Annotated in this window: 12 protein-coding genes; all 12 read left to right on the top strand. The window is 65.7% G+C overall.

What is annotated here, in order from left to right; all coding sequences use genetic code 11:
- Positions 1–124: 124 nt before the first annotated feature.
- The 12 genes from DA1_RS16585 to DA1_RS16530 all read left to right on the top strand — a co-directional run bounded on the left by DA1_RS16585 (position 125) and on the right by DA1_RS16530 (position 14839).
- The gene (locus tag DA1_RS16585) at positions 125–1177 is read left to right on the top strand and encodes a hypothetical protein (protein ID WP_051940608.1); all 1053 of its coding nucleotides are present in this window, start codon (positions 125–127) and stop codon (positions 1175–1177) included.
- A gap of 110 nt (positions 1178–1287) precedes the next feature.
- The gene (locus tag DA1_RS16580) at positions 1288–3789 is read left to right on the top strand and encodes a hypothetical protein (protein WP_255288129.1); all 2502 of its coding nucleotides are present in this window, start codon (positions 1288–1290) and stop codon (positions 3787–3789) included.
- Between the two features lie 45 nt (positions 3790–3834).
- Positions 3835–4221, top strand: a complete 387-nt coding sequence (locus tag DA1_RS16575; protein WP_034391720.1) for a Mor transcription activator family protein — start codon at positions 3835–3837, stop codon at positions 4219–4221.
- Positions 4222–4456: 235 nt separating this feature from the next.
- Positions 4457–4909, top strand: coding sequence for a hypothetical protein (locus DA1_RS16570; protein ID WP_232625584.1), 453 nt, complete (start codon positions 4457–4459; stop codon positions 4907–4909).
- A gap of 27 nt (positions 4910–4936) precedes the next feature.
- Positions 4937–5728 (top strand): phage tail tube protein, encoded by a 792-nt coding sequence (locus tag DA1_RS16565; RefSeq protein WP_034391723.1) that lies wholly within the window; start codon positions 4937–4939, stop codon positions 5726–5728.
- A gap of 98 nt (positions 5729–5826) precedes the next feature.
- A complete protein-coding gene (locus tag DA1_RS16560; protein ID WP_034391725.1) occupies positions 5827–8625 on the top strand; it encodes a phage tail tape measure protein in 2799 nt (932 codons plus the stop codon).
- A 2-nt stretch (positions 8626–8627) separates the two neighbouring features.
- A complete protein-coding gene (locus DA1_RS16555; RefSeq protein WP_013803271.1) occupies positions 8628–9017 on the top strand; it encodes a hypothetical protein in 390 nt (129 codons plus the stop codon).
- Positions 9018–9029: 12 nt separating this feature from the next.
- A complete protein-coding gene (locus DA1_RS16550; protein WP_034391728.1) occupies positions 9030–10892 on the top strand; it encodes a hypothetical protein in 1863 nt (620 codons plus the stop codon).
- A gap of 20 nt (positions 10893–10912) precedes the next feature.
- Positions 10913–12817, top strand: a complete 1905-nt coding sequence (locus DA1_RS16545) for a hypothetical protein (RefSeq protein ID WP_034391730.1) — start codon at positions 10913–10915, stop codon at positions 12815–12817.
- A gap of 17 nt (positions 12818–12834) precedes the next feature.
- Positions 12835–14022, top strand: coding sequence for a hypothetical protein (locus tag DA1_RS16540; RefSeq protein WP_034391732.1), 1188 nt, complete (start codon positions 12835–12837; stop codon positions 14020–14022).
- Between the two features lie 98 nt (positions 14023–14120).
- Positions 14121–14423, top strand: a complete 303-nt coding sequence (locus DA1_RS16535; protein WP_230590746.1) for a hypothetical protein — start codon at positions 14121–14123, stop codon at positions 14421–14423.
- Positions 14420–14839, top strand: coding sequence for a hypothetical protein (locus DA1_RS16530; protein ID WP_034391735.1), 420 nt, complete (start codon positions 14420–14422; stop codon positions 14837–14839). The genes DA1_RS16535 and DA1_RS16530 overlap by 4 nt, the downstream gene beginning before the upstream one ends.
- Position 14840 lies beyond the last annotated feature (1 nt).

Below are 14840 nucleotides of genomic sequence, written 5' to 3'. Positions count from 1 at the left end.
CCGCCTATCTCAAGCAACTGCACCCCGACAAGGTGGGGCAGTACCGAGCGAGTCTGCAGACCATCCGCGCCGAACTGGCGCGCCGGGTGCAGGAGTTGGACAGCGAATTGAAGGAGTGCGAACAATGAATTTGGGAAGTGGTTTCGCTGCGGGCCTGGCACAGGGCCAGCAATTTACGCGGGGCATTGCTGACGCCTATCGCGCCGGTCAGCAAATGAACGATGCGCGCGACCAGGCTGCGCAGAAAGAGGCTTTGAAGGGCATTGCCAGTGCCACCGCCGTGGAGTCCACGGGCTACACCGCCGACCAGGGCAAGGAGCTGGAAGGCCTGGTCGCCAACGGCTACAAGATCGACTTTGACGACGCACAGAAGGCCTATGTCGCGCGCAACGATGCGGGCGACACCAAGACCATCGCCATGCAGGGCGTGACCGACTTCATGGGCGAGCGTTCGGCGGGGTCGATGAGCCGCGAGCAGCAGGACAGCTCGCGCAGGCTGGCCATGGCCGACGTGATCGGCCGTACCGACCCTGAGCGCAGCCTGCAGATGCGCCAACAGCTCACGCTGGGGGCGCACGATGTCCAACGCCAGGCTAGAGAGATGAAGCAATGGCAGCAGGATGACGAAGTGGGGCGCATCGAGGGCGAGCAACGAAAGCAGTTCCAGGCATCGTTGATTGACCAGAGCGGCAAGTCACGCGAAGCGACGATGGACGACCACCTTGCCCATAGTCAGCGCCGTATAGCGGCGCTGACACAGGCTGGGCATCTTAAGGCTGCGGACCAGGCTACCCAGGATTTGATGGCGCAGTCGCACATCAAAATCCAGATGGATACAAAAAGGCGTCAGGAGGCATCTGACAAAGCCGCTGCTGGCCTGGCGGTGGGCGACTATGCCCCGCTGATGGAGCTCTACAACCGCTTCGTTCCCAGTGGCTACAAAATTTCCGGCATCGAGGCGGGACAGGGAGGGGCTTTGCAGATCAAGCGCACAGACCTGAATGGCCGGGAGGCGGCGCCAGTCACTCTTAAGGACAGTGGCGAGGCTCTTGGACTTCTCAAGTCCATGGCCAGCCCGGCGGCACTGTACCAGTATTCCCAGGGCGAGTTCCAACGCAGCTTGCGTCCGAGCCGAGAAACCGTCCCGAGCGGCTTGCCGTATGGCGCCTCCAGGTAGCGCAGCACTGATCCTGGGATGCAGCCACCAAGGCCCGCTTCAGCGGGCCTTGCCGTTTCAGGAGCCCGGGCGCCGCTGCCTGTCGTGCCAAGCCTGCCAGTCTGTGCTTCTTGCCACAAGGGGATCAGATGAGCAGCAAGAAGTACAAGCGCGAAAGGCTGGACCAGCCGGGCGGCCGGGCCTACGAGCCAGAGGCATTCGAATTGCTGGACGGGATGGATGTGACCGGCATCGGTGCCGGCGCACGCTACCGGCCCGTGCCTGCCCAGCCGCCTGCACAGCCACAGGAGCGCAGCTGGGGTGAGGCGATCGCAGATGCCGGCGTGCAAAGCGCTGAAGGGGTGAATACAACCTTGGGCAGCGTTGTCAACCTTTTTTCGCCCTCATCCGGTGTCGCGGATTTTTTCCGCAGCAATGGCGAGCATTGGCGCAAGGCACAAAGCCCCGTGACGCAGCGCAAGCTGGCCGAAGCCGAAAAGGTGATCAGCGCGGCGGACCAGGATTCGATCATCGAACAATCCATCGCGGCAGCGCGGGCCTACAGCTCGGACCCCGTACTGATCTCGCGCTTCATCTTCACGAATCTGCCCAGTGTGCTCCCGGGCCTTGGCGCGTCGAGGGTGGGGCAGATCGCCACGCTGGCCGCAGGAGGAAGCACTGCCCTGGCGGCTGCGGCCGGCACCACCATGGCAGGTGCCACGGAGGCACTGATGAATGCGGGAGGCGCCCGTGGAAAGGCCTTCGAAGAGATCCGCGACACGCTGCGCAAGCAAAGCGTCCCGGAAGACGAGGCGGTACGGATCGCCCTCGGCAAGTCGGTGATGCCAGCTGCCATAGGCAGCTTGACCGGCTTGCTGCCTGGCAAGCGCCGCATCGAGCGTGCTCTGGCGGGCAGGGGATATGCCGCGACCGGAGCACTGGCATCAGCGATGCTGGGCAAGCAGCTCGATGACGTACTGCCCCAGGTGGCGACAAACCACCAGGCTGGGGAGGTCGATGGGCGGCCGTTGTCGCGCAATGTCGGACGCACGGCGGTGGAGGCCGCTGTCAGCGGCCTGCCGCCTGCGGGCGTCGCCGCCATCGCCGCCAGGCGCCATCAGGCGCAAAGGAGCAAGGCGGGCGGTGACGGCGATGCAGCGCTCCCCGTCAGCCGCCCGGAATCTGCAACCCCGTCGCATCCCGGATCGCCGGCACCTGCGGACGCAGGACCGGCTTCCATGGAGATCTCCGCCGGTCCTGCCAGAACGGACAAGGCCGTCAGCACGGTGCCTGCAGAATCCGGCCATGGAGCCGATGGCGAGGCGAAGCCGCAAGGCGCCAGGCAGCGCGGGCAAGTGCCGGCCGATGCCTTCGCTGACGGCGATGCGCCAGCCTTCGACCCAGCCACGGTGCAGGCCCGCAATTGGCTGCAGTTCGTGTCCGAGCGCGGCGAGAACATCGGCAGGCTGCGCAGGGGTACGCCTGCCTGGGAATTGCTGCAGGATGACTGGAAAGCCGTGCAGGCTGCACGCAAGGACGCCTCGGCTGACCGCACAGCGCCCGTGGAGGATGCCACGGTCCGTGCACCGGGCGACGAGAATGCGCCCGCCGCCCCTGTCGCTGAAGACAGCGCACCGGTGCCGGGCAGCGAGAAGGCATCCATGCAACCTGCCCCGGGTGTGCGGCGGAGTGGGGAGCCTACTGCGGATGAGGCTTCTGGTGCACAGGACTCCTCCGGGCCGCCTGCCGCTGCGGCGCAACGGCCCCGTCCGGACGGAGAACTGCCCGCCGCGTTGCCAGCTGCAGTGAAGGTCGGTGCGGGCGATGGCGCCTCGGCACCCGATACAGCGCCTGCTGCGGCGCAGCCAGCTTCGCGCCAGGATGCAGACAAGAGTGCAAGCCCGGCGCCTGATGCCTCCATGGGCAAGGTGAAAGAGGTGGCTGATGCCATTAGTGCCTCATGGGCCAAGGGACCTCCGGTGCGCGTCATGTTCGACCTGAAGGAGCCCCGCCTGGCGCAGGCAATGCGTGATGCCGGCCGGGAACCCGGGGCCGATGGCGGCACGCAGGGGCCGCGCGGTTTCTATGCCGATGGTCAGGTCCACCTGCTTGCCAATGCAAGCCATACGCCGGCCCAGGTTGCGCGGTTCGTATACCGGCAGGCGCTAGGCCAGCATGGTCTTCAGGGTGCCTTTGGCGAAGGGATGGATGCCGTGCTCGACCAGATCGTCGCAGCGCGCCCGCGCGATGTGCGTGAGAAGGTCCAGGAGCACGGACTGGCCGAGGGCCGGGAGGGTCGGCGTGCCGCCGCCCAGGATGTGCTGGCGGCCATGGCCGAGCAGTCGCCGCAGGCGGGGTTCGTTCGAAAGGCGGTCGAGGCGGTCCGCTCGCGGCTGCGGGCTCAACTGCCGTCCATCAGGCCCATGGCGATGTCCGACGCCAGGATCATCGAGGACTTCATCCTGCCTGCCCGCGATTGGGTGCGGCGGGGCGGGCAGCCTGCTGGCAACAGCCCGCCCACCGCCATGGCTGCGCCACACGCCGAAGCGGATGTGCAGCGGCAGAGGGTGGACGCGCAGGCCTACACCGGCGTGGACAAGGGCGAGTCCGGCGATGTGGGCTCCGGGCAGTGACGCGGGGCTCGGGGCAGGAGTCGCCGACCCGGGACGTTGCACACCATGACGACAACCATTGAATCCGTCTGCCCGCCCGAGGACTCGGCGGCGCAGTTGCTGGCGTGCGAGCTGCTGGAGATTGCCGAGCAGGAGCTTGGCCTGAGCGGCCCGCAGGCCTTGTCCGTTGCCCAGGCCATGTTGCGCGGGTTGCGAAAGCGCTATGGCGGCATGCGCATGGGCACGCGCGGCGCCGCCATCTACGTGCCCGCGCCCAGCAAGAAGGAGCGCAACGAAGCCATCCGCCAGGAATTCAACGGGGTCAACCGCCAGCAGTTGCAGACCAAATATGGACTCCAGCGGGCTCAGCTGTACCGCATCCTGGGCGAGCGGCCAGGCTCGGTTCGCAACGGCGTTTCCAGTCCGGAGACATCGCTTTGCGTAGAGGGCTGAGCCGTGCAGCGCAGCGGCGGACGGCGACCGCTGCTGGGCCTGGCATGCGCTTGAAAACAGTCTCATTTGTCGGCAGGAAATGAGACGCGAGGACAGAGAAACTGTCTGAACACGCCCAGCAGGGCGCAATGGAACCCAAGGATACAGGCGGTCTTTTTCCTATGTTCACCCACTCGAGAAACAACACCTTCAACACTGCGGCCCCGGTCGCAGGCTTGCCGGATGCAGCGGACGGTTGTGTCCGCAGCCAGACGGCCGCCATCAGAGCGTGCGCCTGATGCTGCAGCTCGAATCCATCCTGGCCTCCCGCCTCAAGTCGTTGCCGGCCTTCGGGGGCTGGCGCGTCAGCGGAGCCAGTGAGTCCGTCGACGGCTCGGCCGTGCCTGCTGCGCAGGTGCGCATGGCATCTGCCACAGGGGTGGCAGCCATGAGGACCGCGGCGCAGTTGCAGCCGACCTGGGTTGCCGCCCTGATGGTGCCGCGCGGCGCACAGGCTGCTGCCGCGCTGGGCGAGGCACTCGCGGCCTTGGTCGAAGCACTGCACAACTGGTCGCCGGGAGCGGTCGATGACCGCTTCTGGACCCCCTTCCAGTTCGCCTCCATCCAGGAGGCGGTTTTCCCCGACCCAGGCCTCGTGGGGTACGAGGTCGCATTCACCACCACGGCCCTGTTCGACGGCCAGCCGTGATTTCTTACCTTTGATTGGAGCAGCGACATGCCGATTGCACACCCGAAAAATGACTACCAGATTCCACGAGGCCGCGTCTACATCGACCTCTATGACGCCAACGAGCAACTGACGGGCGAGATTCCCATGGGCAACTGCCCGGGCTTCACCCTCACCGTCGCGGCAGAAAAGGCTGAGCACTTCAGCAGCGAAGAGGGCATGTCCGAGAAGGACGGCAGCTGGCCCATCAAGGTCACCCGCACCGGCGCCCTGACCTGCGACAACATCAGCGCGCGCAACGTGGCCTCCTGGCTGTCCGGCACCCATGCGCTGAAGACTCAGGACGCCACCCCCGTGGACAACGAGATCCGCGCCGTGGTCCCCGGCCGCCAGTACCAGCTGGGCGCCACCGCTGCCAATCCGCTGGGTGTGCGCAACGTCTCCACCGTGTCCATCAAGAGCGAGGACGGCCAGACCAGCTACGTCGCGGGCCGCGACTACAACCTGAGCCTGGAGACCGGCCGTGTCCAGATCATCGAAGGCGGCCAGATCGCCGCCGGCAAGGTGGTCTTCGGCTACACGCCCGTGGCCGGCCAGTTCGAGTCGGTGATGACGGGCGCCAAGACCGACATGACCTGTGCGATCCGCATCGTGTCCGACAGCGCTGCCGGCCTGGACAGCGACTGGTACATGCCGCTGGTGGCGCTCACGCCCACGGGCGAGATGCCTCTGATCACCGAGGACACCAAGCCCGTGAGCATGCAGTTCTCGCTGGAAGTTCTCAAGGGTCCCAACGCGCAGGCCATCTACCGCGACGGCCGTCCCGTGTCCATCCCCTGATGTGAACCATCCCACCTGGCCGCGTGCCGGGTGGTTCGCCCTGCCGCCTGGACAGGCGGCAGCGCCAACCAGACATGCCTACAAAAGAACCCTGAATCATGGACGAGAAACCCATTTCCATGCTCACCCGCGCCAAGGACGCCGCAGAGAAGGCGTTCGATAGCCTCAAGGCCAAGGCAGCCGAGGTGGGCACATCAATGCTCCAGAGTTTTGGTGCTGCGGCCAGGTCTGCTTTCGACAGCGCGGCCAAAGCGCTCAGCAATTTCCAGACGGTGATGGACGGTGTGCAGGCCGTGTTGCAAAGTTTGGCGGACAAGGGCGCCCAGGGAGCCCAGTCCTTCATGGCGCTCGGCACGGCGGCCGGCTCTGCGGTGAGCGGGATGGTGAGCCGGGGCGCGGCCTCGTTGGACAGTCTTGCCACCAAACTGTCCGAGGTGGGGGCATCCATGCTCAAGGGCTTTGGTGCTTCGGCTGGAGAGACCTTCAAGAATGCCGTCACGGCTGCGGCGGATTTCGAGTCGGCAATGGACCGTGTCCAGGTCGCCACCGGCAGTTCGGCCGAGGAGATGGCCGCGCTGACCAAGGCGGCCACGGATGCCGGACTCACCACGCAGTACTCCGGCGTGCAGGCTGCCGGCGCGCTGGAAAGCCTGGCGCAGGCGGGGTTGACGGCCCAGGAGAGTATTGCCACGTTGCCGGCGGTCCTGAACCTTGCGCAGGCCGGCGGCATGGAACTGTCCGCCGCCAGCGAAGCCGTGACCAAGGCGGTTTCGGGCATGGGCCTGCAATTCGAGGATGCAGGGCGCGTGGCGGATGTGCTGGCCAAAGGGTCGGTGCTCACCGGCACCAGTATCGGCAGCCTGGCCGAGACCCTGGGCACGGTGGGCCCTGCTGCCGGACGCGTGGGACTGAGCCTGGAGAGCACGGTGGCCATGATCGGCCAGTTCTCGCAGGCTGGGACCGATGCGGGGAAGGCCGGCTCGGCGTTCAACACCATCCTGGGCCAGTTCGCGGATCCGGCCAGCGCGTTCCGCAAGGAGCTGGGCGAGGCCGGCATTGTCACCGACGATTTCGAGCAGGCATTGCAGCAACTGGCCGGCAAGGGCCCGGAAGGTGCGCAGGCCATCAAGGCACTGGGGACGGAGGCCGGTCCCGTGCTGTCCGGGCTGCTCAGCCAGGGCATGGGCTCACTGAATGCTCTCTCCACCACGCTGGGCAACGCTTCCGGCAGTGCCGCCGACATGGCAGCAACCATGTCGGACAACCTCAATGGCTCGGTCAAGGGGTTCGAAAATGTCTGGGAGGGTGTCAAGACCACGCTGGGCACGCCCGTGCTGCCTGTTCTCAAGGAGGCGGTGGATGCGGTGGCAGAGGGCTTCCGCACTGCCGTTGCTGACGGCGCCATCGGGCGCTTCGGCGAATCGATTGCCGCGGCCTTCCGCTCCGGCCTGGAATTCGCCAAGGGCTTCATTTCCACGATCGATTTCAAGGCCGTGGGCGAGAAGCTGCAGGCCTTCGCAGACCAGGCCAAGGACGCCCTGACGCGGGTGCAGGAGTACGGCACGAATACCGGCAACGTGCTGAAGATTGCCTGGGGCACGATGAGCGCTGGCGTCAATGGCGTGATGACCGTCATCTATGGCCTGGGTGCAGTTTTCGCCGAAATCGCGAGCGGTGTCTCGAGTGGGATTGCATGGCTTAACGAGCAGCTCGCGAAGGTCTCGTTTGGCCAGTTGTCCCAGTCCTTCAAGCAGGCCGCGCAAGACGCCGAGGTGATGGCGGGCGGCTTCGGGGCTTCGGCCCAGGCCATGCGCGACAAGGCCACCGAGTCCCTGCAGGCCGTGACCGACGCCGCTCAGACGACGCGCAATGGCTTCGCCGGCCTGGTGCAAGGCAGCCAGGAGGCCGGTACAGCTGGCGGGGAATCGGAGCGCGCCTTCAGGCAGATGGCTGCTTCCATCGAGGAGACCGGCCGAAAGAGCATGGAAACCAAGGTGGCGCTGGAGAGTACGGCTGCGTCGACGGCCACCGCGTCACAAAGCGTCAGCCAGTTGCGTTCCGAATATCGGCAACTGATGGAGGCGGGCAACCTGCAGGCCGCTGCAGAGAAGCTGGAGGAAATCAACAAGATCCAGAAGGCGCTTCCCGAGTCCGCTCAGAGCGCGCAGCAGGCGGCCAAGGCGGTGGATGAAGCCTATACGGGCCTGGACAAGGGCAAAGCCTCCTTGCAAGGCCTCAAGTCCGAGGTGGACAAGACAGGGAAAAGCACCAGGGACCTGAAAGACGCTGCCGACAAGACGAAAGGCTCGAACGATCAGGTAACCCGTGCCGTGAACGACCAGCGTACTGCACTGGAGCGCTTGAATGCCGAGCGTGAGCGAGAGATCGCCGCGCAGGAAAAGGCCAACGAGCTCAAGGAACGAGAGCTGGAGCTGTACCGAAAGAAATGGAATATCGACAAGGAAGGCCACAGCCTGAACACCGCAGGCGAGCGAGTGGCACTCACCATTCTTTCGCGCACGGCCGTGCTCGAAATGGCCAAAGGCCAGGGGCTGGATGACGCGGCCGCATTGCGCGTCGTGGACCAGTTCGAGCAGCAGTACGACAAACCCGCCGGCATTTTCGGCGGGATCCAGGGCGGCGTGAATCCGAACGAGGTGAACAAGGCTATCGCCGATGCTGTTTTGCAGCAGGCGAGGGACAAGGTTGCCCAAGCGCAGAGGGCACCGCTGGAGTCTCCCACCAACACGTCCACGGTTGGGGCCGCAGCTCGGGTCATCGACCTGCGGATCAACGGCAGCTCGCTGGGCAATGTAAGGACCGACGCCGATGGCGAACGGGCGATCGAACGCCTGCTGTCGGAGCTTGAGCGAAGCAAGAACCTTTCCGGAATATGACGATGACAGCCAAGAACCACCTATTGGGAACGCTTGAGATTCCCCGCGGGATGACCTGGACGGATGAATTCACATGGTCCGCCGTGGCGCGCAGTACGGCGCGCAGCATCACGGGGGCGCTGATCGTGGACGAAGCCGGCAAGTCTGCGGGACGTCCGATCACTCTGGAGGGGGATGAGTCCCATGGCTGGATCCGCCGCGCCACCTTGCTCGTGCTGCTGCAGATGGCTGGCGCCGCAGGCCAGGTCTACAGCCTGCGGCTGGCGGATGGCCGCGCCTTCGACGTGCAGTTTTCCGGCGACGAACCCATCACGGCCCGGCCCGTCGGCAGGCCCGAGCTTCCCGCGCTCGCCAATCCCTATGTCGCAACGTTGCGGCTCATCACAGTTTGAGGAGTTGAAAATATGACAGTCAGAGACGGCGATATCCGCCTGCTCGAATCCAAGGTCATGACCGATGACCCCAATGGCGGCGGCGGCCCTACGGGCAACGTCATCGCCTGGGGCAAGAGCAATGGCGTCTTCGAGGACATCACCGAGGTCGACCGGGCCGGCGGCGACGTGTCCATCCGCCAGGTGCACGCGGCCGTGCAAACGCCCACCACTGAGCCGCTGATGGACACCAACATCATTGTCTCGGCCGTGCCCAACGATCCGAATGTGTCCATCACCATCGCGCCCTGCGGCGTATTCGCGCGTCGTTCGGAGATCGCCGCGGCCATCGCGGCCTACCTCATCCCGGGCACGGAGTGGGGCGGCTATCTGCTGGAGAACCATGTCCAGGGCCAGGCCTCAATCAAGATCTTCCACCGTCCCGGCACACCGGCGCCGACCATCGGCCGCACGCTGATCCTCGTCTACAACGAGGGGCTGGCCAGCCAGGCGCTGCAGTACGTGCGCGTGCTGCGCGCCGAGACCGAGACCCTGCAGTTTTCCTATTCCAGCAGCGGCGGCTACACGGACTACACGGCTAGCGTCACTACGTGCGAGATCACCCCCCGGCTGCGCAGCGCCTTCCCAGGGTCGCCTCCCAACCGGGGCTGGTCAATGGACCCCAGCAAGACGCGCATCCGGGACACCACCGTGGCGGACGCGGCCAGCTTCTATGGCGCCCAGCCCCTGACGGCAGCTGTGCAGCTGGGCGAGAGCATGCTGCGGGTGGCCAGCATCTACACCCAGCTGGTGCCCAACTCACGCACCGAGACTGCGGCGCTGGACCAGCGCCCGGCCGGCGTGCGGCAGCTGGTGCTCGCCACCTCGCCGCGCGAGATCCGCGTGCCCAATGCGCCGCACACGCGCCGCATCAAGGTCGGCCAGGAAAACCGCAGTTTCAGCTGGGTGGCCATCCTCAAGCCTTTCCCGGCGCCAAACACGCTGGCGGTCTCGTTCCAGGTCATGGGCGTCTGGTACACCGCCTCCGACAACGGCCAGGGCGAGCTGACCGGCTCGGCCGTGGGGACGGTCAACTATGCGAACGGCTCGGTGTCCGTGACGCTGCCTGCGCTGCCTGATGTGGGCAGCTCAATCATTTTCCAGTGGGGCGAGGCCTCGGCCTTCGTCAACCGCTCCAGCGCCACGGGCTGGCGACTGCCCGAGCACGCCATGCGCCTGCCGCACCAGGGCATCAAGCCGGGCTCGCTGGTCATCAAGTGGACCTCGGGCGGCGTGCTGCGCACGGCCACGGACAACGGCCAGGGTGACCTGCAGGGCGCCGCCACGGGCGAGATCAACTACGCATCAGCCGCGCTGCTACTGCGCCCGCAATTCATGATCGATGCAGGCGGGCAGTTCGCCATCGAGTACGACTATGCCGTGACGGTGAGCAAGAACGTCTCGGTCGTCCTCGACGCAGGCGGCTACGGCGCGATCACCCTGGACACCATCCCTGCGCCCGGCACCGTGTCCGTGGCGTGGATCACCGTGCGCAATCTCTCGGCCAGCTCCGGCGCCTCATCCGGTGGTACCTCGGCCTCCAAAAACGGCGGCAGCGGCAAATTTAGCTACCTGCCCCAGGTGCCCCCGGCGCCTGCGCCCGTCATCACTTCGCGTGTGCCTCTATCCGATGGATCGACCACAGGCAAGTACATGGCCCAGGGCGGCGCGCGCGCCAGCGGCGGGGCCGTCTATATCGAGGTCGGCGCCACCAGCTCGCCCGAGGGCAACCACTACGTGCCGCCCGACGTCGATGGCGTGGTCTGGACCGACGCCGAGTACACGGCGGGCGTCAAGTCCATCGGCGGCGTGGATTACCGGCGCTGGGGCGCCTGATCAATTAAGGGAGAAAAACCATGGCAGAAGTATCAGTGGGCCGCGTATCGGGCGGCGTTGTCATGCAGACAACAAGGACATCGGCAAGCTCGTCTTCGACACACAGCCGGTCCAGCTACCAGACAAGCAAGACCCAGGACACGGTGCGCCACCTGTTGACCGATGACGGCCAGGGCACGTTCGGCCCGGACGGCACCATCAACTACGCGGGCAAGTTCCTCAACATCAAGTTCGTCCAGCTGGACAGCAAGACCGAGGGCTACAACAGTGACTACGAAAACGCCCTGAGTTTTGAAGAAACCACGATGGGCGGCAATGGCAGCGACCCCAGCTTCTCCACCGTGTCCAAGGGCGGTGACCGCCGCGATACCTCGGTGAGCGAAGAACTGCTGGCGGCCAGCACGGTGACGGTGACTTACGCCGAGGACTTCACCAGCGCGCAGCACCATGTGATGAATTTCACACCGGAGCCCGTGGTGCTGGACCTGTGCCCCTACACCACCGACTACATCGTGCCGGGCAGCGTGCGGTTTCGGTGGATGGGCCACGTCTATGAGGACTACGACGGCGTGCTGGTGCGCGACCGCACGTCCACGGCGCTGGGCATCGTGGCTGGCGCGCTTGACTACTCCAGCGGCGTGGCGCGGATCTTCGACTATGTGGTCGATGGTCCGGCCACCGACCTGATGGTCGAGAGCCTGTGGACCGTGCGCCAGAACTGGACCACGGCCAGCCTCTTCATGCGCACGGCCGCCGCGCCCATCAAGCCCTCCGGCTTTGTCATGAACCTGTCCGACGCCACGGGCGAGCAGATCACGGCCTCGGCCGGCATCGACGGCGTGATCTCGGGCACACACCTGCGCGGCAAGATCGACTACCAGAGCGGCGTGGTCGAGCTGCAGTTCGGCGACTATGTGCTGGACACCTCGCTGACCGCTGCCCAGAAGACCGAATGGTGGTACTCGGCAGACGACATCGGTGCAGTGCAGCCGAACCGCATCTGGCGCCCCTGGCCAGTGGAACCGACCACGCTGCGCTACAACAGCGTCAGCTACTTCTACCTGCCGCTGGACGCGGACGTCATCGGCCTGGACCCCGTGCGCCTGCCCCCCGATGGCCGTGTGCCTATCTACCGCGTGGGCAGCTACATCGTGATCGGCCACACCGGCCAGATAGGCCCGGTCACCGTGACCAACGGCCAGGTCATCAACTGCGGGCGCGTGCGGCTGTCCCGCGCCTTCGTCATCGGCGCCGATGGCCAGCGCATCCAACAGGGCTGGAGCGTGGATCTTGAGGCGGGCAAGATCACGGTTAGCGACATCACGGGCTGGGCCCAGCCGGTCACGTTCCAGCACCGCATCGAGGAGATGGCGCGCGTCAGCGATGTGCAGATCAACGGCATGCTGGCGATCACCAAGCAGCTGAGCCACGAGTTCCCCGTGGGCAGCGTGGTCTCCAGCGCGCTGATGGCCGGCACGCTGCGCGCCCGCGTCAGCCTGATGTTTGACCAGACCACCTGGACCAACAAATGGCAGGACACGGTGGACGGCACCGAGGCCTTGGCTAGCTACAACGACACCATCGCGCCCCTGCTCGTCACCAATGCCGGCGCGCTGCCCGAGCGCTGGATGTGCCGCTTCTTGAGCGCCACGACCTTTGAATTCATCGGCGAGCACGTGGGCAACCTGGGCACGGGCTCCACCAACGTGGATTTCGCGCCCATCAACCCGATCAGCGGCGTGCCCTACATCACGATCCGCGCCCTGGGCTGGGGCCAGGGTTGGAGCGCGGGCAACGTGCTGCGCATCAACACCGAGGGCGGCATTGCCCCCCATGCCCTCATCCGCACCGTGCAGCCCAGCGAGGCTGTGGCCGACGACTACCAGTTCGAACACCTGGTGCGCGGCAGCGTCGACCGTCCCTGATTTTTTGGAGATCACTTATGGCATCCCTTGTCGATACCAGCGTCAAACACTTCCTCTCAACGATGTACGGTGCGCCCGTGCAAAACGGCCAGGCCGGCAGCAAGATCGCCGTGCTCGATGCCTGCCTCGTCACGGGCTTCGGCCTGCGCGCGGCCACGCGCGTCACGGTGGCGGCCGGCGTCGCCACTGTGGAGTTTTCCGTGAGTGCGGCACTGCCGCCGCCGCCGGACAGCGTGCTGCTGATCGAGGGTGCCGCGCAGGCCTTGCTCAATGGCGAGCAGCGTGTGTCCGAGTCGGGCGGCGGCGTGTTCAAGTTCCGCACGGCCGCGCCCGATGGCGTGGACACGGGCGCGGGCATCACGTTCAAGTATGCGCCGCTGGGCTGGGCCAAGCCGTTTTCAGGGACCAACCAGGCCGTGTATCGCTCAACCGATCCGCAAAGCTATGGCATGTACCTCTATGTCGATGACCGCAATGCCCGGGGGACCGCGATGCGCGGTTACGAGAGCATGTCGGCCATCGATGTGGGCCAAGGCCCGTTTCCGACGACGGCCCAAGCAGCCACAGGCATCTGGTGGGGCAAGAGTGTGTCAGCAAATACAAATGCTGTGCGCTGGAGCCTGGCTGGCGATGCGCGCTTCTTCTTCGAGAACGTTGCCACTGGTTCGTCGGGCACCGTGACCAACACCGGCGGTGGCTCTCGCTGTTTTGGTGACCTGCTGGCGTTGCGGCGTGCCGGTGATGCATTCGCCTGTGTGATTTCGGGGGCTGGTTCGGAATCGACCGCCTATTCAAATCCAAATGTGGGATCTCTTGAGTACTCCAGCGCAACGACATTCTTCATGCCGAGGGCGATGACAGGGCTAGGCAGTGGCGTGAATCCTCGCTACTTCAGCTATATCGGAACTTCAAGTTCTGGTTCCGGCGCAGACACTGCTCTCGGCACTTTCCCAAGTGAAGTGGATGGGGAGCTCAAGTTCTCGCGCACCTTTGTGGACAACTCTCCGGCTTCCACCGGTACCCCGCGAGCTTTGGTGCCAGGCATCCGATATGTGCCTCAAGGGGGGCTGACGGCGTACTTCGAGCGGGATACCTATCTCATTGAGGAGGGGACCGGACGACGCCTGCTCGCATCGCCGCATTCGACGGTTGCAGGGGGGCCTGCAGGTTACGGTTTTGTCGATATCACTGGCCCTTGGCGGTAACAGCTATGGCGGAAGTAACGTATCGAGTCACCTTGCTTGGGCCTACAGCTGTGGTAGGGGTAGGGGGGCGAGAAATCTACCTCGGGACTGCCCGGCTGGTGCGCGCACTCAGCGCCGGTCAACTGGACTTCGTGCTCGGCGGCAACGGCCGGGGCCGAGTGCGCGGCCGCACTGTCGAGCAGCAAGACAAGAACAGCCCCAAGGTGCCTGTCTCGCGCCGCGTGCGGCTGTACCGCGACCGCGATGGTCTGCTGATCCGCGAGGCCTGGAGCAATGCCCAGGGCGAGTACGACTTCCCGCGCATCGACAGCACCATTGCATACACCGTGCTCAGCTACGACCATGAGGGCGACTTCCGCGCCGTGGTCGCCGACCGCGTCACGCCGGAGGCCATGCCATGACACAGCGCAGTGTTGAAATCACGGTGCAGGCCAACGAGGCCCGCTTGCAGGGCCTGCGCGATCTGCTGCTGGACGTGGGTCCGGGCACGGCCTGCGTGCGCTTCTTTGCGGACGCCCAGCGGCCCGCCTTCGGCGAGCCCTCGGCCCTGCCCATGCTGGTGGAGCTGCCGCTGGCCAGACCCTGTGGCGAGATCGTGGCCGGCCGGCTGCGGCTGCTGGCCCGTGATGCGGCCGGCGCCATGATCCTGGAGTCCGGCATCGCCACCTGGGGCCGCGTCGTCTCGGCCAGCGGTGCGCTGGTGCTCGACGCGGATGTGTCGATCGAAGGTGGCGAGGGCCAGATCCAGATCCCGGACAGCACCCAGCTGTACGCGGGCGGCTATCTGACGCTGGCACTAACCAGCTACATCGAGTAGC

The organism is Delftia acidovorans NBRC 14950 (assembly GCF_001598795.1).
In the GTDB taxonomy this organism is placed as follows: domain Bacteria; phylum Pseudomonadota; class Gammaproteobacteria; order Burkholderiales; family Burkholderiaceae_C; genus Comamonas; species Comamonas acidovorans.
This window is presented reverse-complemented; position numbering and strand designations above follow the sequence as displayed.